This is a genomic window from Actinophytocola glycyrrhizae, from assembly GCF_042653545.1.
GTDB lineage: Bacteria > Actinomycetota > Actinomycetes > Mycobacteriales > Pseudonocardiaceae > Actinophytocola > Actinophytocola glycyrrhizae.
In genome coordinates, this window is sequence record NZ_JBHSIS010000004.1 from 1 (window position 1) to 20,735 (window position 20,735).

General features: G+C 68.5%; 19 protein-coding genes, 1 tRNA gene and 2 pseudogenes. 12 read left to right on the forward strand and 10 right to left on the reverse strand.

What is annotated here, in order from left to right; genetic code table 11:
* From ACFPCV_RS09700 to ACFPCV_RS09715, 4 genes and pseudogenes are all read right to left on the reverse strand, one after another.
* Positions 1-185, reverse strand: a pseudogene (locus ACFPCV_RS09700) (2-oxoacid:ferredoxin oxidoreductase subunit beta); the annotation flags it as partial.
* Positions 182-2,074 (reverse strand): 2-oxoacid:acceptor oxidoreductase subunit alpha, encoded by a 1,893-nt coding sequence (locus tag ACFPCV_RS09705; protein ID WP_378055757.1) that lies wholly within the window; start codon positions 2,072-2,074, stop codon positions 182-184. The pseudogene ACFPCV_RS09700 and the gene ACFPCV_RS09705, both read right to left, overlap by 4 nt.
* A gap of 134 nt (positions 2,075-2,208) precedes the next feature.
* Positions 2,209-2,955, reverse strand: coding sequence for an enoyl-CoA hydratase (locus ACFPCV_RS09710; protein WP_378055758.1), 747 nt, complete (start codon positions 2,953-2,955; stop codon positions 2,209-2,211).
* 189 nt (positions 2,956-3,144) lie between these two features.
* Complete coding sequence (locus ACFPCV_RS09715; protein WP_378055759.1) at positions 3,145-3,594, reverse strand: Lrp/AsnC family transcriptional regulator; 450 nt, start codon at positions 3,592-3,594, stop codon at positions 3,145-3,147.
* Between the two features lie 75 nt (positions 3,595-3,669).
* Here ACFPCV_RS09715 and ddaH point away from each other — a divergent pair, with 75 nt between their 5' ends.
* Positions 3,670-4,491 carry a dimethylargininase gene (gene ddaH, locus ACFPCV_RS09720; protein WP_378055760.1) on the forward strand — a complete coding sequence of 274 codons (822 nt, stop codon included), beginning with the start codon at positions 3,670-3,672 and terminating at the stop codon, positions 4,489-4,491.
* Between the two features lie 34 nt (positions 4,492-4,525).
* Here ddaH and ACFPCV_RS09725 read toward each other — a convergent pair whose 3' ends face one another.
* On the reverse strand, positions 4,526-5,200 hold the full coding sequence (locus ACFPCV_RS09725) for a hypothetical protein (RefSeq protein ID WP_378055761.1): 675 nt from the start codon (positions 5,198-5,200) through the stop codon (positions 4,526-4,528).
* Positions 5,201-5,212: 12 nt separating this feature from the next.
* Here ACFPCV_RS09725 and ACFPCV_RS09730 point away from each other — a divergent pair, with 12 nt between their 5' ends.
* From ACFPCV_RS09730 to ACFPCV_RS09740, 3 genes and pseudogenes are all read left to right on the forward strand, one after another.
* Positions 5,213-5,383 carry a phosphotransferase-like protein gene (locus tag ACFPCV_RS09730; RefSeq protein ID WP_378055762.1) on the forward strand — a complete coding sequence of 57 codons (171 nt, stop codon included), beginning with the start codon at positions 5,213-5,215 and terminating at the stop codon, positions 5,381-5,383.
* A 22-nt stretch (positions 5,384-5,405) separates the two neighbouring features.
* Positions 5,406-5,966 (forward strand): helix-turn-helix domain-containing protein, encoded by a 561-nt coding sequence (locus ACFPCV_RS09735; RefSeq protein WP_465251555.1) that lies wholly within the window; start codon positions 5,406-5,408, stop codon positions 5,964-5,966.
* Positions 5,963-7,018: pseudogene (locus tag ACFPCV_RS09740) on the forward strand (MFS transporter); the annotation flags it as partial. The gene ACFPCV_RS09735 and the pseudogene ACFPCV_RS09740, both read left to right, overlap by 4 nt.
* 24 nt (positions 7,019-7,042) lie before the next feature.
* Here the strand turns inward: ACFPCV_RS09740 and ACFPCV_RS09745 are convergent.
* Both ACFPCV_RS09745 and ACFPCV_RS09750 read right to left on the reverse strand, forming a co-directional pair.
* Positions 7,043-7,585 carry a TetR/AcrR family transcriptional regulator gene (locus tag ACFPCV_RS09745; protein ID WP_378055763.1) on the reverse strand — a complete coding sequence of 181 codons (543 nt, stop codon included), beginning with the start codon at positions 7,583-7,585 and terminating at the stop codon, positions 7,043-7,045.
* The gene (locus tag ACFPCV_RS09750; protein WP_378055764.1) at positions 7,582-8,916 is read right to left on the reverse strand and encodes an amidase; all 1,335 of its coding nucleotides are present in this window, start codon (positions 8,914-8,916) and stop codon (positions 7,582-7,584) included. Before ACFPCV_RS09750 ends, ACFPCV_RS09745 begins: the two co-directional genes overlap by 4 nt.
* 58 nt (positions 8,917-8,974) lie before the next feature.
* On the opposite strand from ACFPCV_RS09750, the gene ACFPCV_RS09755 reads away from it, so the two are divergent.
* Entirely contained in the window at positions 8,975-9,763 is a 789-nt protein-coding gene (locus tag ACFPCV_RS09755; protein ID WP_378055765.1) for a siderophore-interacting protein, read from the forward strand.
* Positions 9,764-9,845: 82 nt separating this feature from the next.
* Positions 9,846-10,715: a zinc metalloprotease HtpX gene (htpX, locus tag ACFPCV_RS09760; protein WP_378055766.1), complete on the forward strand. Its 870-nt coding sequence runs from the start codon at positions 9,846-9,848 to the stop codon at positions 10,713-10,715.
* A 266-nt stretch (positions 10,716-10,981) separates the two neighbouring features.
* Here the strand turns inward: htpX and rfbA are convergent, their stop codons facing one another.
* Both rfbA and ACFPCV_RS09770 read right to left on the reverse strand, forming a co-directional pair.
* Entirely contained in the window at positions 10,982-11,863 is an 882-nt protein-coding gene (gene rfbA / locus ACFPCV_RS09765; RefSeq protein WP_378055767.1) for a glucose-1-phosphate thymidylyltransferase RfbA, read from the reverse strand.
* A 58-nt stretch (positions 11,864-11,921) separates the two neighbouring features.
* Complete coding sequence (locus ACFPCV_RS09770; protein WP_378055768.1) at positions 11,922-12,413, reverse strand: YajQ family cyclic di-GMP-binding protein; 492 nt, start codon at positions 12,411-12,413, stop codon at positions 11,922-11,924.
* Positions 12,414-12,543: 130 nt separating this feature from the next.
* On the opposite strand from ACFPCV_RS09770, the gene ACFPCV_RS09775 reads away from it, so the two are divergent.
* From ACFPCV_RS09775 to ACFPCV_RS09785, 3 genes are all read left to right on the forward strand, one after another.
* A tRNA-Tyr gene (locus ACFPCV_RS09775) sits at positions 12,544-12,627 on the forward strand.
* 801 nt (positions 12,628-13,428) lie between these two features.
* Complete coding sequence (locus ACFPCV_RS09780) at positions 13,429-14,079, forward strand: hypothetical protein (RefSeq protein WP_378055769.1); 651 nt, start codon at positions 13,429-13,431, stop codon at positions 14,077-14,079.
* Positions 14,079-14,309, forward strand: a complete 231-nt coding sequence (locus tag ACFPCV_RS09785) for a helix-turn-helix domain-containing protein (RefSeq protein WP_378055770.1) — start codon at positions 14,079-14,081, stop codon at positions 14,307-14,309. Before ACFPCV_RS09780 ends, ACFPCV_RS09785 begins: the two co-directional genes overlap by 1 nt.
* Before the next feature lie 99 nt (positions 14,310-14,408).
* Here ACFPCV_RS09785 and ACFPCV_RS09790 read toward each other — a convergent pair whose 3' ends face one another.
* A complete protein-coding gene (locus ACFPCV_RS09790) occupies positions 14,409-15,035 on the reverse strand; it encodes a hypothetical protein (protein WP_378055771.1) in 627 nt (208 codons plus the stop codon).
* A 648-nt stretch (positions 15,036-15,683) separates the two neighbouring features.
* On the opposite strand from ACFPCV_RS09790, the gene ACFPCV_RS09795 reads away from it, so the two are divergent.
* The 3 genes from ACFPCV_RS09795 to ACFPCV_RS09805 all read left to right on the forward strand — a co-directional run bounded on the left by ACFPCV_RS09795 (position 15,684) and on the right by ACFPCV_RS09805 (position 20,706).
* Entirely contained in the window at positions 15,684-16,829 is a 1,146-nt protein-coding gene (locus ACFPCV_RS09795; RefSeq protein WP_378055772.1) for a type I restriction endonuclease, read from the forward strand.
* 14 nt (positions 16,830-16,843) lie between these two features.
* A complete protein-coding gene (locus ACFPCV_RS09800; protein ID WP_378055773.1) occupies positions 16,844-17,872 on the forward strand; it encodes a winged helix DNA-binding domain-containing protein in 1,029 nt (342 codons plus the stop codon).
* 158 nt (positions 17,873-18,030) lie between these two features.
* A complete protein-coding gene (locus tag ACFPCV_RS09805; protein WP_378055774.1) occupies positions 18,031-20,706 on the forward strand; it encodes a putative bifunctional diguanylate cyclase/phosphodiesterase in 2,676 nt (891 codons plus the stop codon).
* Positions 20,707-20,735: the final 29 nt, after the last annotated feature.

A 20,735-nucleotide genomic window follows, 5' to 3' on the forward strand; every position in this document is an offset into this window, starting at 1 on the left:
TCGCGTTTGAGTCCGAGGGTGGGCAGGAACGACTGCATGGCGTTGAGCACGACGTAGTCCCCGCACCCGGGACACCAACGCACTTCCTGATCGGACTTGAAATCCTTCGCCTTCTGCGGCGTGTCGTCCGTGGGAACCAGGCCGAGCCCGCCAAGCGACGGGAGTCCCAGATCGACGGCGGTCATGCCCGCACCCCTTCCACAGCGTGCACGTGTTCGGTGAGAACGTGCTGGAGCTCCTCCGCCTTGAACGGCAGCCCCGCGACCTTGTTGTAGGTCCGCACGTCCACGAGGAACTTGCCGCGCAGCAACAGCGCCAGCTGTCCCAGGTTCATCTCCGGCAGCACGACCCGGTCGTACCGCGCCAGCACCTCGCCCAGGTTCGGCGGGAACGGGTTCAGGTGCCGCAGGTGCGCCTGCGCGATGGCCATGCCCTGCCCGCGCACCCGCCTGCACGCCGCGCCGATCGGCCCGAACGTCGAGCCCCAGCCCAGCACCAGCACGCGGGCCGCGCCGGACGGGTCGTCGACCACCAGGTCCGGCACGGTGATGCCGTCGACCTTCGCCTGCCGCAACCGGACCATGCGGTCGTGGTTGTCGGGGTCGTAGGAGATGCTGCCCTTGCCGTCGGCCTTCTCCAGCCCGCCGATACGGTGCTGCAGACCGGGCGTGCCGGGGATGGCCCACTGGCGGGCGAGCGTCTCGGTGTCCCGGACGTACGGCCAGTGCTCGTCGCTGCCGTCGAGCGCGTTCGGCTCCGACGCGAACGTGACCGACAGGTCCGGCAGGTCCCCGACCTGCGGGATCAGCCACGGCTCCGACCCGTTCGCGATGGCGCCGTCCGACAGCAGCAGCACCGGCGTCCGGTAGGTCAGCGCGATCCGCGTCGCGTCGAGGACCGCGGCGAAGCAGTCGCCCGGCGAGTTGGGCGCGATGATCGGCACCGGCGACTCGCCGTTGCGGCCGTACATGGCCTGCAGCAGGTCCGCCTGCTCGGTCTTGGTCGGCAGCCCGGTGGACGGGCCGCCGCGCTGCACGTCGATCACCAGCAGCGGCAGTTCGGACATCACGGCCAGGCCGATCGTCTCGGCCTTGAGCGCGATGCCGGGGCCCGAGGTCGTGGTGACGCCGAGCGCGCCGCCGTATGCCGCGCCGAGCGCCGCGCCGACCCCGGCGATCTCGTCCTCGGCCTGCATGGTGGTGACGTTGAAGTTCTTGTGCTTCGACAGTTCGTGGAGGATGTCGGAGGCGGGCGTGATCGGGTAGCTGCCCAGGAACACCGGCAGCCGCGAGCACTGACCGGCCGCGACGATCCCGTAGGCGAGGGCCGCGTTGCCGGTGATCTGCCGGTAGGTGCCCACCGGGAACTCGGCGGGCGGCACCTCGTAGGTGACCGCGAACGCCTCGGTGGTCTCGCCGTAGTTCCAGCCAGCGCGGAACGCCAGCACGTTGGCCTCGGCGATGTCCGGCTTGCGGGCGAACTTCTCCCGCAGGAACCGCTCGGTGCCCTCGGTCGGCCGGTGGTACATCCACGACAGCAGGCCGAGCGCGAACATGTTCTTGCTGCGCTCGGCGTCCTTCTTCGACAGGCCCGTGTCGGCGAGGGCGCCCTGCGTGAGGGTGGCCATCGCGACCTGGTGGACCTGGAAGCTCGACAGCGAGTCGTCCTCGAGCGGGTTCGACTCGTAGCCGACCTTCGTGAGGTTGCGCTTGGAGAACTCGTCGGTGTTGACGATCAGCGTGCCGCCGACGGGCAGCTCGCCGATGTTCGCCTTGAGCGCGGCCGGGTTCATCGCGACCAGGACGTCCGGCCGGTCGCCCGGCGTGAGGATGTCGTAGTCGGCGAAGTGCAACTGGAAGCTCGAGACACCCGGCAGGGTGCCCGCGGGCGCCCGGATCTCGGCGGGGAAGTTGGGCAGCGTGGCCAGGTCGTTGCCGAACGCCGCGGCCTCGGAGGTGAACCGGTCACCGGTGAGCTGCATCCCGTCACCCGAGTCGCCGGCGAACCTGATCACGACCCGGTCGAGCTTGGTGACCTGGGTGGCCCGACCGCCCCCGTTGACGCTGGTGCTCATGCTCTGCTGGTCCCTCCTCGCACGACTGCGTGCCTCCTGAGTGAGGGTAGTCGTGCCTAACTCAACGTTCCCCTGGTGCACAGGGTATTCGCGTTGGACGTCACAGTACGGGTTCCCGCATGCTGGGACGTTTGTCACGACTGGCGGGATATCCGGTCCCGCATCGCGGACAGGAGTTCGGCGAACGCGGGGGTCTCCATCGACGCCAGCTGTGCGACGAGCTCGGTTTCGACGGCGTCGTCGTGTCGATGGTAGGCGGCCGTCGTGCGGAGGGTGCGTTTGGTGGCGATCACCAGCTCCCTAGGTGCGGCGGCGGTGGCGGCGCAGAACTCGACGGCGGCGGCGACGACGTCGTCGGTCTTCCGGAACGCGAGCCCGGTCCGCACGGCCTCGTCGGCGTCGAGCACCTGCCCGAACAACGTCATCGCGGCGGCCGTCTGCGGCCCGAGGAGCCGCTGGGACAGCCAGGTCATGCCGCCGCCGGGGTGCAGCCCGAGCTGGAGGAACCGCGCGTCGAACCGCGCCGAGGGCCCGGCGAGCCGGACGTCGCAGGCGAGCGCGAGGTTCAGCCCGGCCCCGACCGCCGCCCCGTTGACCGCGGCGACGGTCGGCAGCGACGACGCGGCCACGGCGAGAAACCCGGCGTAGATGGCCCGGAGACCGTCCTCGCGGGCCTCGCCGAGGGCGGTCAGGTCGGCCCCGGCGCAGAAGGCGGGCGGCGCACCGGTGACCACGATGGCGTGCACGTCGTCGTCCTGCTCACAGGCGCGAACGTGCTCGACGAGCTGCGTGGACATCGGCAGGGTGATGGCGTTCCGCCGCTCGGGCAGGTCGATCGTGATGACCCCGACCCCGGCACGCCGGTCAAGCTGAACAGTCATGGCCAGGCACCCTAGCCGCAGCGGAAGCCCCACCCAGGAACACCGAAACCCAACCGGTGCCGTGAATGGGCCGTTGAGGGCGCTCAGCGCCCTGAACGCGCCTTTCAGGGCATCAGCCACGCCGTCGACGCGCCCGGCCGCAGCCCCGACGGTGGCGTAAACCCCACCACCAAGGGGATGCCACCCCGTTCAGCTGACGTCCGGTGCCGGTGGCCGGTCCAGCAGCGTCGACAGCACCACCGTCGACACGGTCCGGTCGATCATGTCCACCGCACGCAGCCGCTCCAGCGCGTCCTCGAGGTGGTGGATGTTCGCCGCGCGCAGGTGGACGATCGCGTCCGCGGCGCCGGACACCGTGTACGCCGCGACGACCTCCGGCAGCGGGAGCAGCCGCGCACGGATGCGGTCGGGCGAGACGTTGCCGATGCAGTGCACCTCCACGAACGCCTCGGTGCCCCAGCCGAGCGCCTCCGGGTCGACCACGGCGGTGAAGCCGCGAAGGACGCCGGCGTCGAGCAGCCGGTCCACCCGCCGCTTCACCGCGGGAGCCGACAATCCGACGACCTTGCCGATCTCCGAGTAGCTGCTGCGTGCGTCAGACACCAGCTGCGAAATGATTCGCTGATCTATCGCGTCCACACGCAACATTCTGCTGGTTTGGAGGGAACGATGCGACATTGATCGCCGGTCTGCCCGCGTCGCACAATGTGAATCATGACGGGCACCCCCCGACGCGAGCCGACACCGCGCCGCTACCTGATGTGCGAGCCGACGTACTTCACCGTGGAGTACTCGATCAACCCGTGGATGAACCCGGACGAACCGGTCAGCGCGGAACTCGCCGTCAAACAGTGGACCGAGCTCGCCGACACCTACCGCCGGTTCGGCCACCGGGTGGACACGATCCGCCCCGTGCCCGGCCTGCCCGACATGGTGTTCGCCGCCAACTCGGGCACCGTCGTCGACGGCCGCGTCCTCGGCGCCCGCTTCCGCAACCCGCAACGCACCGCGGAGGCCGACCACTACCGCCGCTGGTTCCTCGACCACGGCTACCGCGACGTGGTGATGCCGACCGCCGTCAACGAGGCGGAAGGCGACTTCGCGTGGACCGGCCGCCTGCTGCTGGCAGGCTCCGGCTTCCGCACCGACCCCGGCGCCCACGCCGAGGCGCAGGAGGTGCTCGGCGTGCCGGTGGTGTCGCTCCAGCTGGTCGACCCCCGCTTCTACCACCTCGACACGGCACTCTTCGTGCTGTCGGACGACCACATCGCGTACTACCCGGAGGCGTTCTCACCAGGTTCCCAGCGCGTGCTGGCCCGCCTGTTCCCGGACGCGATCATCGCCAACGCGGCGGACGCGGAATGCCTCGGCCTGAACGGCGTCTCGGACGGCCGCAACGTCGTGCTGCCGATGGAAGCCACCCATCTCGCGGAACGCCTGGTCCACGCGGGCTACGAACCGACCTTCGTGGACATCTCGGAACTCCGGAAGTCCGGCGGCGGCCCCAAGTGCTGCACGATGGAACTCCGGGACTAATCGGTAACTCCCCGCCAGGATCTCTCGGCCAGCGTCAGGCCCGAAACCGCAGCGAGAGGGCGGTTTCGGTAGACCGGCGCTGGCCGAGCCGTCTGTGACCGTCTGTCGACGAAAGTGGCTCTCGGTCGGTGAAGAAGTCCAGGTCCTGGGTCGGGCGGCACGTCAGGTGCTGCGCGATGAGCGCGGCGCCCCCGGCGAGGACGAAGCCGTCGCTGGCGGGGAGGCCGAAGAAGAGCTTCGCGACCTGGAGCTGGAAGTCGGTGAGGGGGACGTCCTCTGAGCTGGTCGACACTAGGCGACCAACCCCGAGACCAGCGGGTCCCATGCGGCGCGGACGTCCCGGGGGAAGCACCAGCTCATCCCACAGGTCGACCAGCAACGCGCCATCGACGTAGGTGAGTACGTCCTTCGCGCTGCCCTCCCGTAGCACTGCCTCGTAGACGCGGGCTCGGTCCGAGCGATCCCTGAGCCGGTACTCACGGCCCGGCTGTGACCAGTTCAGCGACAGCGGCAGCTCCACCGTCGCCAGCGCCTTGTGCGGCGGAAGCGAAGGGAGCTGATCCGGCACCTCGTGGACGTGGCCTCTTGTGCCCGGGACAGCGCGGAACGAGATCCGCGGACGGATGTACAGCTCGAAGCCCGACGCGGTCAGCAGGTGCTCAGCGGTGTCCAGTGTCGGCTTCTTCCGGCCGTTCTCATACGCCGACACAGCGTCGACGAGGTGTTCCTCGGCGGTGCGGTGTCGCAGGGCCGCTGGCTGGCGGCGCTCGGCGACGTCGGCACGCTCTGGGTCGGTGTCCGCTGCGACGCCGCCGCCGCTGCTCGGCGGGAGATCGCGCGGGGCGACCGGGTGACCGGGATGGGATCTTCGGGCAAAGGTGTGAAAGAATAATTTCGAAAGGAGGATTTCAGATATGGAACAACGGCACCGTGTCACCGACGTCGAGCTGATGACCGCCCTCGCCCACCCGCTCCGCGGCGAGCTGCTCCGCCACCTCCTCGCACACGGCCCCCGCACCGCGAGCGAGTGCGCCGAGGCGGTCGGGTCCACGGCCTCGAACTGCTCCTGGCACCTGCGCCAGCTCGCCAAGTTCGGCCTCGTCGAGCCGGTCGACGGCGCCGACGGGCGGCAGCGGCCCTGGCGCGCCACGATCGTCGGCCTCGAACTGGGCGAGCTGGCGCAGGACGACACCATGCGCACCGCCCAGCTCGCCGTCCTCGGCGCGGCACTGCGGCAGGACCAGCAGCTCACGCAACGTTTCCTCGACCACGCCGACGAGCTTCCGCCCGCGTGGCGGGAGGCGGGCGCGCTCGACAACTACGCGCTCAAGGTGACGCCCGAGGAGCTGACCGCGCTGGCCGCGAGGATCGACGCGCTGCTCCGCCCCTACGTCACGACCGTCCGCGACGACGCGCCCGCCGAGGCCCGCACGGTGCACGCCGCCTTCCGCGCGTTCCTGTGGCTGAACAGGTGAAACGGCTCCTGCTGGCGTCTTTCTGCTCCGAGACCGCCGAGTGGATGCTCCAGATCGCGCTGCCGGTGCTCGTCTTCCAGGCCACCGGGTCGGTTGCGTCGACCGCGGTGATGATGGTCGTCGGGCTGCTGCCGATGGTGCTGCTCAGCCCGGTCACCGGGCTGGTCGCCGACCGCGTGCACCGGCCGCGGCTGCTGCTCGCCGTGTGTATCGGCCAGGCGCTCGTCGCCGCGCCGCTGCTGGTCGACGACGCCATGTGCTGGGTCGTCATGGCGCTCCAGACCAGCCTCGCCGCGTTCTTCGAACCCGCCCGCAACGCGCTCGTCGCCGACCTCGTGCCCGCGGAGCGCCGCACCGGCGCCAACGGGCTGCTCGCCGCGAGCGCCAACGTCGCGCGGCTCGTCGGCGCGTGGCTCGGTGGCACGCTCCTCGCCACCGGCGGGATCCCGCTGGTCTACGCCGTGTACGCGGGTGTGCTGGGCGTCGGCGCGGTCGCCATGTGCGGGCGGTTCCCGGTCACGCGGCGCGCGAAGAGGGTGAAGCTGCCGCCGCTGCGCGTCGGCCGGAGTCTTGTGCCGGTCGGAATCGCACTCACGCTCATGTGCGTGGCGCAGGGGATCTTCCTCGTGCGTTTTGTGCCGTTCGTACTGGAAACCCTCGGCGCCGGTTCTGGCGGAGTCGGGTTGCTGCGCGGTGTGCAGGCGATCGGCGGGTTCGTCGCCGGGTTAGCCGTCGCCACGGTCGCGCGCCGGGTCGCGCCGACCGGGCTGTTCGCCTGGGGTGCGGTCGCGTTCGGGCTGGTGTCCGCGTGCGTCTGGCACGGGCCCGCGCTGACCACCGCCATCGGCGTGTACGTCGGGCTGTTCATCGCCGTCGGCGCGCCGGGGGTGGTCGCCAATTCGGGACTCGCGTCCGTGTTGCAGTCCGCGGTGCCCGCCGCCGCGACCGGCAGGCTCCTCGCCGCGGCGTTCGCGCTGATGACGCTCGGTACCGTCGCAGGCATGCTCGTCGCGGGTGCCGTCGAGTCCCCGTTCCTCCTTGACGCACAAGCGTTCCTGCACGTCGCGGCTGGTGGTCTACTGCTCGCGCACCAGCATCGTCACCGCGTCCGCGATGCCCGTCGCGCCAGGCTCGTCGGTGGCGAGGCGCCGCAGCTGCAGCCCGGTGAGCAGCGCGACGACCGGGCCGGCGAGCCGGTCCGGTGACGGCACACCGAGCCGGGTCAGCACGGTGACCGCGATGCGGTCGTATGCCTCGAAGCACGACGCGGCCGCGTCCCGCGGCGACGGGGCCCGCCCGGCCTGGAGGTACAGCTCGAGCGGCGCGATCTGCTCGTGCCCGAACCGGGTGTCCACCGCGACCCGCTCGACCAGCGCCGCCGCCGACTCGACCGACGCGCCGGGATGCGCGTCCGCCAGCGCCGCGAGCCGGGCGGACTCCTCGGCCACGAACAGCACCATGGCCTCCCGCAACAACTCCCGCTGCGACTCGAAGTGGTACGTGAGGGAGCCGAGCGACCCCTCGGCCTCCCGCGTCACGCGCCGGTTCGTCACGCCGGCGACACCGTCGGTGCCGATCACCCGCAGCGCCGCGTGCAGGATCCGTTCCCTGGTGGTCACGGCCGCCGCTCGTCCCAGCGCAGCACCGACTCCAGCTGCGCGGCCAGCGAGAGCAGCAGCTCCTCGCCACCCGAGGGCGCCAGCAGCTGCGCGCCCACCGGCAGACCGTCGGCCGTCAGCCCCGCGGGGACGTTCATGCCCGGCCAGCCGAGCGCGTTCCACGGCCACGCGTACGGGCACGCAGCCATCACCGTCCGGTCCGTGCGCCACCCGGAGAGCCCGTCGATCGCGCCGACCGGCAGCGGGGGAGTGGCGGTCGTGGGCGCCAGCACCACGTCCACACGCTCGAAGACCCGCCCCACCTTGCGCCGGTAGTGCCTGAGCGACGCGCGGGACAGCCGCAGCGCACGACCGGAAAGCCGCGCGCCGAGCTTTCCTGTGTCACTCGTACGGACATCGAGCAGCGACCGGTCCGGCGCGGCGGCACACCACTCCTCGACCCCGGCCAGTGACCGCGGCAGGAACGTCAGCCCGATGAGCCCATAGGCGGGTTCGTCGACCACGATCTCGTGCCCGAGCGCGTGCAGCTCCCGCGCGACCCCGACGACCGCGGCCCGGACCCGCGGGTCGAGCCGCACCCGGACGCCGCCCATGAACGCGGCCCGCAGCGACAACGCGATCCGCAGCCGGGCCGGTTCGCGGGCAGCCGCGGCACGGAACCGGGACTCGCCTGCCAGCACGTCCAACAGCAGCGCGGCGTCCTCGGTCGTGCGCGCGAGCGGGCCCCACTCGGTGATCCCGTTGAACGCCGCGGGCGTCGGCAGCGTGCCGCGGCCCGGTTTGACGCCGACGAGGTGCGTCCACGCGGCCGGGATGCGGATCGACCCCGCGCCGTCCGACCCGACCGCCGCCGCGACGATGCCGGCCGCGACCGCGGCGGCCGATCCACCCGACGAGCCACCGGGCGTGTGGCCGGGGTGCCACGGGTTGCGGGTGACCCCGAACGCCTCGCCCTCGGTGACCGGCCACAGCCCGAACTCGGGCGTGTTCGTCTTCCCGACGATCACCGCGCCGGCCGCACGCAGGTGGCGGACCAGCACCCCGTCCTCGGCGACGACCGGGAAGTCACCCGCACAGCCGAACGCGGTCGGCGCCCCGGCGAGGTCCATGTCGTCCTTGATCGCGACCGGCACGCCGAGCAGCGGCAGCCGTTCACCGGCGGCGAGCCGCCGGTCGGCGTCCTCGGCCTCGACGAGCGCGGCGTCCCGGCGCAGCAGGCGGAACGTGTTGAGCGTGGGCTGGGTGGCATGGGCGCGGCCGAGCGCGTCCTGTGTCAGCTGTACAGAAGTGGTTTCACCCCGTGCCAGTGCCGCCGCCTGCGCCGCCAGCATCCGGCCCTCCTCCCGTTCGTTCGAACGAACGGTAACCGCGAAAACGGGCGGTGCGAAGATGGACGCGATGAACACGACGGTGAGCAGGCGTTCGCGCAGGCAGCAGACGAAGTTGTGGCGGGTCCCGGTGCGCCGCGTCGAGCGGGTGACCCCGAGGATGACGCGGGTGACGGTCGGCGGCCCCGACCTCGCCGACTTCGCGGCCGCGGGCACCGACCAGAACGTGATGCTCTACTTCTATCCCGACGACGTCGAGCTGCCGGAGCCGCTGACGCTGGAGTCCGCACGCGGCATGTGGTCCCAGGTCCGCCCGCTGACCAGGACGTACACCGTCCGCCGCTACGACCGTGAAGCCTGTGAGATCGACTTCGACTTCGTGCTGCACGAGGCCGCGGGCCCGGCGTCGGACTGGGCGAAGAGGGCCGCGCCGGGCGACCAGCTGATCTTCGTCGGCCCGTCGCCCGCCTACGTGCCCGACGAGACCGCCGACTGGCACCTGCTGGCCGGCGACGAGTCCGCACTGCCCGCCATCGCGGCGATCCTGGGGGAGCTGCGACCCGGCGTGCCCGCGCACGTGTTCGTCGAGGTGCACGACGCCGGGGAGGAACAGGAGCTGCCGACCGCCGCCGACGCGGCGGTGACCTGGCTGCACCGAGACGGTACTGACGACCTGCTTGCGCGGGCCGTCGCCGCGGCCGAGTTGCCGGCCGGCCGGGTCGACGCGTGGCTCGCGGGGGAGCGGTCGTCGATGGTCGCGCTGCGCACCCACCTGCTGAACGACCGCGGTTACGAGCGGACCAGGGTGCGCCCGACGACGTACTGGCGCAGGGGCGAGACAGGCAACTGACCAGCGGGTTTGCCGTTCACGGGGAACTTTCGCCCGACCGTGTCCGTTACGCGTCAGTAGGAACGGTCACGGAGGCGGGAAAGTGCACAAGCACTACAACGGGCTGAAGACCGCGTTGCTGCTTGGCGGAATGGGCGCGCTGATCATCCTGATCAGCGGCTTGTTCGGACGCGGCGCGTTGTTGATCGGTCTCGCGGTCGCCCTGCTGGTGAACGGCTACGCGTACTTCAAATCCGACAAGCTGGCGCTGCGTGCGATGCGCGCCAGACCGGTCTCGCAGGCGGAACAGCCCGCCATGTACCGCATCGTTCGCGAACTGGCGACCTCCGCGCGCCAGCCGATGCCGAGGCTGTACCTCAGCCCCACGCTGGCACCGAACGCGTTCGCGACCGGCAGGAACCCCCGCAACGCGGCGGTCTGCTGCACGACCGGCATCCTGGAACTGCTCGACGAACGCGAACTGCGTGCCGTGCTCGGGCACGAGCTGTCCCACGTCTACAACCGCGACATCCTGATCTCCTGCGTGGCGGGTGCCCTGGCGTCGGTCGTGAGCGTGCTGGCCAACCTGGCGTTGTTCGCCGGCCTCTTCGGCGGCTCGGACGAGGACCGCCCGAACCCGCTGGCCATGCTGCTGCTGGCCATCCTCGGCCCGGTCGCGGCTGGCATCATCCACATGGCGGTGAGCCGCTCACGCGAGTACCAGGCGGACGCGTCCGGCGCCGAACTGACCGGCGACCCGCTCGCCCTGGCGTCGGCGCTGCACAAACTCGAGTACGGCACCGCCCGCGCCCCCCTCGCCCCGGAACCGAAGGTCGTGTCGCAGGCCCACCTGATGATCGCGAACCCGTTCCGTCCCGGCGAGAACATGGCCCGCCTGTTCTCGACCCACCCGCCGATCCCGGACCGCATCCGCCGCCTGGAGGAAATGGCCCGCCGCGGCCTGGGCCGCTGAACGATCGACTCCGTGAAGTGCTGGCTTTCTTGTGCCAGTGCCCTGAAAGGCGCGTTCAGGGCGCCCAGTGCCCTGAACGCGCCTTTCAGGGCACTGGTTGTGCCGTGAACGCGCCTCTCACGGCACCGGGCCGGCCTGCGGGTGCACGCCGTGGCTGTGTGGATGATGGGTGTCACGTCCTGAATGGCGTGGCCACGCGCCGGAGCCAGACTTGCCGAGCGCGACTCGATCGCGTTCCGCTGCTCGGCCGGACAGGACCGCGGCGGTCAGCCGGTCGCACCGGCGGCCATGGCCACGTCCATCACGTAGTCGCCGTAGCCGGACTTCGCCAGCTTGCTGCCGAGGGCGTAGCAGTCGTCGGCGCTGATGAAGCCCTTGTCGAGCGCGATCTCCTCCAGACACGCGATCCGCACCCCGGTCCGGTGTTCGAGGACCTGCACGAACTGCCCGGCCTCGATCAGGGAGTCGTGGGTGCCGGTGTCGAGCCACGCGAAGCCGCGGCCGAGGTCGAGCAGCCGCGCGCGCCCCTGCCGCAGGTAGGTGAGGTTGACGTCGGTGATCTCGAGTTCGCCACGCGCCGACGGGGTGAGGCTCTTGGCGATCTCGACCACGTCGTTGTCGTAGAAGTAGAGGCCCGTGATCGCCCGATTGGACTTGGGCTTGGCGGGCTTCTCCTCGATCGAGACGAGCATGCCGTGCTCGTCGACCTCACCGACGCCGTAACGCTCGGGGTCCTTCACCGGGTAGCCGAACAGCACGGCACCGTCCATGTTGGTGACGTAGTCGTGCATCACCGCGGCGAAGTCGGCGCCGAAGAAGATGTTGTCACCGAGCACGAGCGCCGCGTCGTCGTCACCGATGAACGACTCGCCGATGATGAACGCCTCCGCGAGCCCGTTGGGCTGCGGCTGCTCCGCGTAGCTGATCTCGATGCCCCACTGGTTGCCGCTGCCCAGCAACCGCTGGAAGGACGGCATGTCCTGCGGCGTCGTGATGACCAGCACGTCCCGGATGCCGGCCAGCATCAGCACCGACAGCGGGTAGTAGATCATCGGCTTGTCGTAGACGGGCAGCAGCTGCTTGGAGACGGCCTGCGTGATGGGGTGCAGCCGGGTCCCACTGCCGCCCGCGAGCACGATGCCTTTCATCAGCCCCACCCTAGCGGGCACCAGTACAGGGAATCACCAGCGGAGCGGCCCTGTCAGCTCAGCGGTAGTTCGTGAACTGCAGCGCGATGCCGAAGTCCTCGCCCTTGAGCAGCGCGATGACCTCCTGCAGGTGGTCCTTCTTCTTGCCGGACACCCGCAGCTGATCACCCTGGATCTGGGCCTGCACGCCCTTGGGCGCCTCGTCCCGGATCTTCTTGGCGATCTTCTTCGCGTGCTCGGAGTCGATGCCCTGCACGATCTTGCCGGTGACCTTGTAGGTCTTCCCCGACACGGCGGGGTCCCCCACGTCGAACGCCTTGAGCGAGATCTGCCGCTTGATCAGCTTGTCCTTGAACACGTCGACCGCGGCCTTGCAACGCTCCTCGGTCTCCGCCTCGACCGTGACGGCTTCCTCGCCCGCCCACTTCACCGAGGCGCCGGTGCCGCGGAAGTCGAAGCGTGTGGACAGCTCCTTGCTCGCCTGGTTGAGCGCGTTGTCGACCTCCTGCCGGTCAACCTTGCTCACCACGTCGAAGGACGGATCCGCCACCAGTCTCACCTCTCGAGCCGCCGTACTGCCAGTGCCGCACACGAGCCTACCGGTGGAGGGGACACCGGTTGTGAGCGCCGCGAGGGCATTGGGTATGGTTTCGCCCGTCCGGTCACGACCGGACACTCCCGGCGGGTTGCCCGAGCGGTCAAAGGGAGCAGACTGTAAATCTGTCGCGCAAGCTACGCAGGTTCGAACCCTGCACCCGCCACCACCAGCCAAACGGCCCACTGACCAGCTAGAACAGGTCGGGGGGCCGTTGCTGACTGTCCGGCTTTGTCCGGCGCCGGTGGGCAGAGCGCGGCTCTGTTGTGGCCCATTTGTGGGCTATGTGGCTGACCGTGGCTGCGCACTGCTTGGGTGGGCCTACCGATGTAGCAGCGTCAGAGCCCGCTCCGGAGCTCGTTGCTACTGCGGTCGGGGCCTCTCGGAACTGGCTACCGTGCCACTGGCACCCCTCTAATCAGCAGGACAACCGCATGCCAGAGCGTCAAGCTCTCCGTTGATGTGCTGGTCGTGTCTGAGTTGTGTCCTTCGCGTGTGAGCGACAGAAGTCATGCACGACAGAGGAACTACCTTGGCGCGGCCAAAGGACAGAATCGGGTACGCCACGCGGCCGTCCAGTTGTTCTATGCACCGTCAGGCTGGCCGAGGCCTTTCTGTCGCTGAGATCACTGGTTCCACAGTGAGCGCGCGACTTTATGGTAACGAATCGATCGGCGTGAAGGAGCTACTCGACTTCTACCCCGCGCAGATTATCAAGGTTATCGCAGTTGCCGATGGTGTCAGTCGCGCCGAGCGGGTCCGCGTATGCCCGGATCCTCAAGCAGGCACGGAGTCTGTCCTGGTGATCGAGGCCGTGCCCCGTCCAGATTGGTGTGCTGGCCCGTCCGGGCGGTGAGGTGACCGCCCCAACGACCTGGCGCGCAGCACCTTGTGGCGCTGTCTGCTTGACAACGAATCTGTTTATCGATTAACGTTATTATCGTTAATCGATAAGGTTAGTCTGTCTTGAGTGGGGGTCGAGATGGCTCGGGGTCAAAGTCCGATTGAGCCTGCCAAAACAGTAGTGGGCGTCGTGCTTGCATTGGTGGGTGTCGGTGTTCTCCTTACTGCCACTGGAGTACTTCTGGGTTCCGGGTCGATATTTGGCATCGGACGGAATGAGGTCTGTGTCGACGCTCGAAATGGTGTCGTCGGGGTTTCGGCGGCCAGCAACGTGCCAGTGGCCGACGTGGTCGACGGCGTTCGGGCGACGTTGTCGACAGTGACACTATGCGATGGCCAGCCGACTCTAGTTCAGAGAGTTCTTCGAGTCCTTAACGAACTCCCCTCGATTCTCGTTTTCGTTGGATCGCTGATGCTGGCAATCAGCGTGTTTCGTGCGGCCGACAGTGCGGGGATTTTCACGGACCGTCTGGCGAGGCGAATGCGACTGCTGGGCTGGTTCATCCTGCTTGGCGAATTGGTTGCCACTCTGACGGAAGCCCTGTCACGAATTTGGCTGACGCAGACGATGGTGACGACATCCATCGAAGCGAATGCCTGGCTCAGTGACTGGAACATCCCGCTGCTGGGAGTATTTATCGGCGCTGTACTGCTCTCCTTCTCCAGGGTAATACGGATCAGTGCTCGTATGCGGGTGGATCTTGAGGGGACAGTCTGATGGAATCAGCGATATCAGATGATGCGCTATCGATTCGAGTACATTTGGGTGAACTGCTGGATAAACGTGGAATCACTCTTACGGAACTATCCCGTAGGGTCGATCTCACGATAGTGAATCTGTCCATCTTGAAGAACGGCAGAGCTAAAGCGATAAGGTTCAGTACACTCAGCAGGCTATGTGCAGAGCTAGATTGTCAGCCGGGTGACCTTCTCTCTCATGGGGAATAGCCAGGCGAGGGTCGCACTTCGTTCTCGCTCGGTGCGCGACCCTCGCTGGCAGGCGTTATAGTCTCACTTAATCACTTCTCGACGTGCTCGGGTCCTGGGTCAGTGACCTCGCTCGCTCCAGCCTGTCAAATTGGCGCGCAGGATGTGTTTGACCCATGGGTGGTTCATGTTCGTGCAGCCGCCGAGAGGGTGGCAATTCTCGATCAGTCCTTGCATGGTGGACTGAACTTCAAACGACGGAATGGGTGTCACGGTGTCGTTCGCGATCCCGCGATAGTAGAAGAAGGTCGCGAGTTGGGTTGCCCAGCCATTCCTGTAATGGACACTGGTCACGCTGCTGCCGTTTTCACACCAATCGGCACGATGGTGCCAGCGGTACGCATGTGATCCGAGCACCGTGAATCCATCAATAAACCACTCACTGATCCAGCATGCACTGGCTCCAAATTCTTTCTCGCTCGCAACATCTCGAGTCGTAGTCCCGCCCGTCTCTACCGCCGTCGGACGTGGATCAACCAGCATCGCTGCAATATCAGGGTGTCTCAGCAATGTTTCACGGTCCGCCTCGGATAGAATCCCGGTTTCCGTGACTCTCTCAAGCGCGATCCTTGCTTCTGGAGCAATGTCAGCACCTTCCGGTGTCGCACTGCTGGCCGTCGCGGACAGAAAGAACAGGCTTGCCAGAACGGTTACGGCTGATACTGCTCGAAGAAGGTTTCTCTTCATGGGCCTCTCCGGTTGCGAGAGGCGCACGAAGGTAGCACGTTTACGTTGATGCCCCAGATTCTCAGCTCATCTGCTAACAGCAGTGCTCCCCCGTGTGCCCCATCGTGAATGAATGACGCAAATTGACGTTACTGTTCGTATCTACTCGTGTTCAATCCGCCATCTGGCGGATGTCGCTAGGCCTGCACGGCGAAGCCTCATGCTTTCACGCACTGCGTGCCTCGATTAGAGCGCGTTGTATCGGTGTCCGGATCTGACCCAAAGCTCGTCTCATGGCCGACTGCGTCAGAGCGACACGGTTGCTTGATGGCACCACGCAGTCTTCGGGGTGGCGTCGGCGACGCTCTGAGTGCTTGGTCGTGCCCCAATACGTGCCTGAATTGACCTTGGCAACCAATATTGCCTGTTCAGAGAGGCTGCTGGTATGGCCTGTGAACCTGTCGCGCAAGCTACGCAGGTTTGAACCTGCATCCGCCGCCCAGCCACAACGGCCCACTGACTTCAGCGTCGGTGGGCCGTTTTGCCGTTACGTGGGTGCCAGCCGCGGCGGCAGTCGACCGGCGTTCATCGGTGACGTCTCTGTGCTGGAAAGCGGTAACGCGGGGGTTCTCGTCGGCGACGCACAGGCCATCCACTTGGGAGGTTGGCATGGAGATCGCTGAGCGGACTCAGGCGTTGGCGTTGAAGATCCGGAAGCACAAGGCCGGTATCGAGACCGAAGAGGCGACGAAGAACGCGTTCGTCATGCCTTTCATCAGCACCGTGCTCGGATATGACGTCTTCAATCCCGCCGAGGTGATTCCCGAGTTCACCGCCGACGTCGGGACCAAGAAGGGCGAGAAGATCGACTACGCCGTGTCGCACGGTGGGCAGATTCAGTTGCTCATCGAGGTCAAGAAGGTCAACGACCCGTTGCGGATCGAGCACGCGTCTCAACTTTTCCGGTACTTCGCGGTGACCAACGCGCGTATCGCGATACTCACCAACGGCGAGGTCTACCAGTTCTACACCGACCTCGACGCGCCCAACCGGATGGACGCGAAGCCCTTCCTGGTGCTCGACTTCGCCGCGCTCGACGAGACCCTCCTGCCCGAGTTGGCCAAGCTCACCAGGGAGTCGTTCGATCTCGACTCGGTGATCAGTGCCGCAGGCGAGCTGAAGTACATCGGGCAGCTCAAGCGGGTGCTCGCGGCCCAGTTCAAGCAGCCGGAAGGCGACTGGGTCCGGTTTCTCACCACCCGCGTCTACGAAGGCTCCTTCACCCAGCGGGTCCGTGAGCAGTTCGTGCCGCTCGTCGTCAAGGCGGCCGGGCAGTTCCTCAACGAGCAGGTCAACGACCGACTCAAGAACGCGCTCGGCGGACCCGACTCGTATGTCAGCGTTTCCTCCGGCACCCCGGTAGCCGAGCCGGTGCCTGAGGAGCGGCCCGTGGACGCGAACGGTGACGTCGTCACCACCGAAGAGGAAATCGAGGGGTACCGCATCGTGCGGGCCATCGTCTGCAGTGAGGTGCCGGTCTCCCGGGTGGTGGTCCGCGACACGAAGACCTACTGCGGCGTGCTGCTCGACGACAACAACCGCAAACCCATCGCCCGGCTCTGGCTCAACCGGTCGCGCAAGTACCTCGGGGTGTTCGACGAGACCAGAAGCGAGACGCGGCTTCCGATCGACGACGTCCAGGACATCTACCGGTACGCCGACCTGCTGCGGCAGACGGTGCACCGGTACCTCACCAACGGGATCGGCGCCGAGGTCGTGCCGGCCCCGGCCGTGGAGCCGGTCCTCGCCGACTGACTAGCGTCGCCCGGGTGGACGTCTGGGCTGCTCGTGCGTACGCCAACGGGCTCGGCGCCGGCCGGGCCCGGTCCGTCGTGGACGCGGTGCGCAACGTCGTCGCGTTGCAGGGGCAGGACGTGCGGGCTACCCGGCTCGCCGTGCGGGCGCGGACCGGCGGGCTCACCGCGGGGGACGTGGACGGTGCCGTCGCGCGTGGGGAGGTGGTGCGGACCTGGGCCATGCGCGGGACGCTGCACCTCGTCGCCGCCGCGGACCTGAGGTGGGTCACCAAGGTGTTCGGGCCCTACTTCCGTGATCGGCAGCGGCCTCGGCGGGGGCGGCTCGGGCTCACCGACGACGACTGTGCGCGTGGCGTGCGGCAGCTCGCGACCTTCCTCCGCGAACCGATGACCCGGGCGGAGATCGTCGAGCGGGTCGACCTCGATCTCCGTGGGCAGGCCGCGCCCTACTTCCTGGCCTTCGCCGCGTTCGAAGGGGTGGTGTGCCGGGGGCCCGAGCGGGGCAGTGAGCCCACCTACGTGCTCGTCGACGACTGGGTGGCCGGTGGGGAGGACAGCCTGCTCGCCCTCCGGTACCTCCGCGGGTACGGGCCTGCCTCGCCGGCGGACCTCGCTGCCTGGTCCGGGTTGCCGCTCACGGCCGCACGCAGGGCGTTCGACGAGGTCCGGGACCTGATCGAGCCCGTCGGGGACCTCTTCTGGCTTCGTGACCGGCCGGTCGTGGATGCCGTCGAAGCTCGGCTGCTCGGGCACTTCGACGCCTTCCTGCTTGGTTACCGAGAGCGACCGGTTTCGGCGGCATTCCGCAAAGTCATCCAGACGGGTGGTGGGTTCGTCATGCCGGCCGTCTCAGTGAGTGGGCGAATTCACGGTGTCTGGAGCCTGAAGTCCACGCCCGGTCCTCTCGGTATCGAGGTGACACCTTTCACAACGATCACGGCTCGGTTGACGCGTGAACTATCTGGCGAGGCGGCTGACCTCGGTAGATTCCTCGGACGGCGGGCGGAGCTGTCCGTCGGCGCGCCGAGAATTGCGGACTGACCAGCCGGTTTATCGCCTCCAGTGGCCACTTAGCACAGTCGGATTCCGTGCACGGAGGGGGTACAGTTACTCGACCGTGACTAGCCCGATCGGGGGGTCTCGTCACTGCGTGGCGGATTGGTCTGTGTTGTCGCCAACTGGGCGGCCGAGGAGGTTGCATGCCGGACCACGCCATGCCGGCGGCCACTGACCGCACCACCGACGACTACCCACTGCTGGACCGCCGGTTCAGCGTTTTCTCGGTCCTCGTGCTGGTCTCGGGAGTGGCCGCGGCGGCAGGTGTCTCCTGGTGGCTGCCCTTCGACGGCGACGCCGAGCTGATCTGGACCGGCCTGCTGCTCGTGCTCGGGTTCCTCGTGGTCGAACAGCTCTCGGTCAACATCGACGTCCGGGGCGGCGTGTCCTGGACGATCTCCTTCACCGAGATCCCGCTGGCCATCGGGTTGTTCGTGGCGCCGTTCCAGGTCGTCCTCGCCGCGCACCTGATCGCGGGGGTCGGCACGCTGCTGGTCAGGCGCGTCCAGGACCGCGTCCTCTACAACACCGGCGCCGAGATCTTCGAGATCGCCGTCGCGTTCACCGTGTTCACGCTGGTCGGCAACGTGCTCGGCGGTGGCGACCCGGCGTGGTTCGCCGTCTTCGCCGGCGCGCTGTCCGCGCCCATCACCAGCACCCTGCTCGCGCTGGTCGCCGTGCACGTCCTCGGCAGGCGGATGCGCCTGGGCGCAGCCACCAAGCTCGTGTCCCGCACGCTGGTCCTCGGCCTGGTCAACGCGTCCGTCGGCGTCGTCGGGTTCGAGGTAGCGACCGGCGTCGACCACGGCTGGCCGCTGGTCCTCGCCATGCTCGGCGGGCTGTGGGCCCTCTACCTCGCCTACTCCGGGCTGCTGCGCGAACAACGTGACCTGGAGGCGTTGTCCGAGGTCAGCCTCATCGTCGCCCGCTCGGGGCGGCGGGCCGCGGCCCGGCCTGCCGCCGGGCCGGAGACCGCGGCCGCGGTCAGCTCGGAGGACTGGCTCGGCATCGCCCAGCGGATCAAGGACCAGCTCGGCGCCGCCCGCGTGGTGCTGCGGCTGCGGTTCGACCCCGGTCAGCCGATGCACACGGTCGTCGCCGGTGACGAGCTCGCGGCCGACATGCACGAGGTCGAGTCCTCCGGTCCCCGCGCCGACGCGTTGCTGCGGCTGCCCGGCTCGCACGTCCGCCACTTCCGCCGCATCGACGCACTGCCCGAGGTCCGGGGCGCGCTAGTCCAGCGGAACGCGCAGGAGGCGCTGGTCGTGCCGCTGCGCAGCGCGAGCCACCTGCTCGGGGTGGTCGAGGCGCACGACAAGCTGTCCCGCTGGCGTGGTTTCGGCCAGGCCGACATCCGCATGATCGGCACGACCGCGAGCCACCTCGCGACCGCGCTCGACAACAGAAGGCTGCTGGCCACCCTGCGCCACGACGCCTACCACGACCCGCTGACCGGCCTGTACAACCGGCCCGGCTTCCGCCAGGTCGCCACGGAGCTGCTCACCACCAACCCCGGCTCGGTGATGCTGCGGGCCGACCTGGAGGTGCAGCCCGCGATCAGCGACGCGCTCGGCTACGCGTGGAGCGACCGTATCGTCATCGCCGCCGCGCGGCGGCTGCGCGAGACACTCGGCCAGGACACCCCGCTCGCCCGGCTCGAGGGCGGCGCGTTCGCGGCACTGCTCGTCGACTCGGACTTCGAGCAGGCACAACTCGTCGCGAACCGGCTGGTCACGAGCCTGACCGCGCCGTACCAGGTGGACCGGCTGTCGATCGAGGCAGGCGTGGTCATCGGCTACTCCTCCGCCACGATGGCCGACGGGGTGCTGTTCTCCGACTCGACGTCGACAGTGACCTCAACCCTGCCGGGCGCCAGGGACGGGGCACCAGCCGGACTCGACGTGGACGAGCTGCTGAAGCGGGCCGACGTCGCGCTGCGGGCCGCGCAGACCAGCGGCGAGCACGCCAGGGCGTACGTGCCGAGCATGGGCCAGATGTTCCTGCGCCGGTTCCAGCTGGTCACGCAGTTCCGGCAGTCGATGGAGACCGGCCAGGTCAGGATCCACTACCAGCCGAAGATCGCACTGCCCAGCCGGGCGGTGCTGGGGGTGGAGGCGCTGGTCCGCTGGCGGCACCCGGAGTTCGGCGACCTGCACCCGGACGAGTTCGTGCCAGCCGTCGAGGCGGCGGGCCTTGTCGACGCGCTGACCGACTTCGTGCTGGACAAGGCACTGATCAAGGTCCGCGGCTGGATGGACCGCGGCCTGCGGATCGGCGTCGCGGTCAACCTGTCCGTGCGCAGCCTCGCGAACCTGGACTTCCCGGACGGGGTGGCCGCGGCACTGGCACGGCACGGGGTGCCGCCGGAGCTGCTGACGCTGGAGCTGACCGAGTCCGGCGTGATGGCCGACCCGCAGCGCGCGTTGCCGGTGCTGCGCGCACTGCACAACCTCGGCGTCGTGCTGGCCGTCGACGACTTCGGCACCGGCTACAGCTCGCTCGCGTACCTGCGCCAGCTGCCGGTCGACGAGGTGAAGATCGACAAGAGCTTCGTGTTCGGCATGGGCAGTGATCTCGGCGACCTCGCCGTGGTGCGGTCGATCGTCGAGCTGGGGCACTCGCTCGGGCTCACCGTGGTCGCCGAGGGCGTCGAGGAGGACGTGGCGCGCGACCAGCTGGCCGCGATGGGCTGTGACGTCGCGCAGGGCTACCTGATCTCGCGGCCGCTGTCCGAGGAACGCCTGGAGGCGTGGCTTCAGGCCAGAACCATGCAGGCCAGGGGCTTGCGGGACGAGACGGTGCTGACGCTGCTGTCGTGAGGGGATACCCGATTTCGCGGTCGCCGAGC

Excerpts from the sequence above, each read along its gene's own strand:
- ddaH (WP_378055760.1), top strand. The coding sequence starts at position 3,670 with ATGACGGGCACCCCCCGACGCGAGCCGACACCGCGCCGCTACCTGATG.
- ACFPCV_RS09755 (WP_378055765.1), top strand. The coding sequence starts at position 8,975 with ATGGACGCGATGAACACGACGGTGAGCAGGCGTTCGCGCAGGCAGCAG.
- ACFPCV_RS09705 (WP_378055757.1), bottom strand. The coding sequence starts at position 2,074 with ATGAGCACCAGCGTCAACGGGGGCGGTCGGGCCACCCAGGTCACCAAG.
- ACFPCV_RS09750 (WP_378055764.1), bottom strand. The coding sequence starts at position 8,916 with ATGCTGGCGGCGCAGGCGGCGGCACTGGCACGGGGTGAAACCACTTCT.
- ACFPCV_RS09805 (WP_378055774.1), top strand. The coding sequence starts at position 18,031 with ATGCCGGACCACGCCATGCCGGCGGCCACTGACCGCACCACCGACGAC.
- rfbA (WP_378055767.1), bottom strand. The coding sequence starts at position 11,863 with ATGAAAGGCATCGTGCTCGCGGGCGGCAGTGGGACCCGGCTGCACCCC.
- ACFPCV_RS09735 (WP_465251555.1), top strand. The coding sequence starts at position 5,406 with ATGGAACAACGGCACCGTGTCACCGACGTCGAGCTGATGACCGCCCTC.
- ACFPCV_RS09785 (WP_378055770.1), top strand. The coding sequence starts at position 14,079 with ATGGAATCAGCGATATCAGATGATGCGCTATCGATTCGAGTACATTTG.
- ACFPCV_RS09790 (WP_378055771.1), bottom strand. The coding sequence starts at position 15,035 with ATGAAGAGAAACCTTCTTCGAGCAGTATCAGCCGTAACCGTTCTGGCA.
- ACFPCV_RS09795 (WP_378055772.1), top strand. The coding sequence starts at position 15,684 with ATGGAGATCGCTGAGCGGACTCAGGCGTTGGCGTTGAAGATCCGGAAG.
- ACFPCV_RS09710 (WP_378055758.1), bottom strand. The coding sequence starts at position 2,955 with ATGACTGTTCAGCTTGACCGGCGTGCCGGGGTCGGGGTCATCACGATC.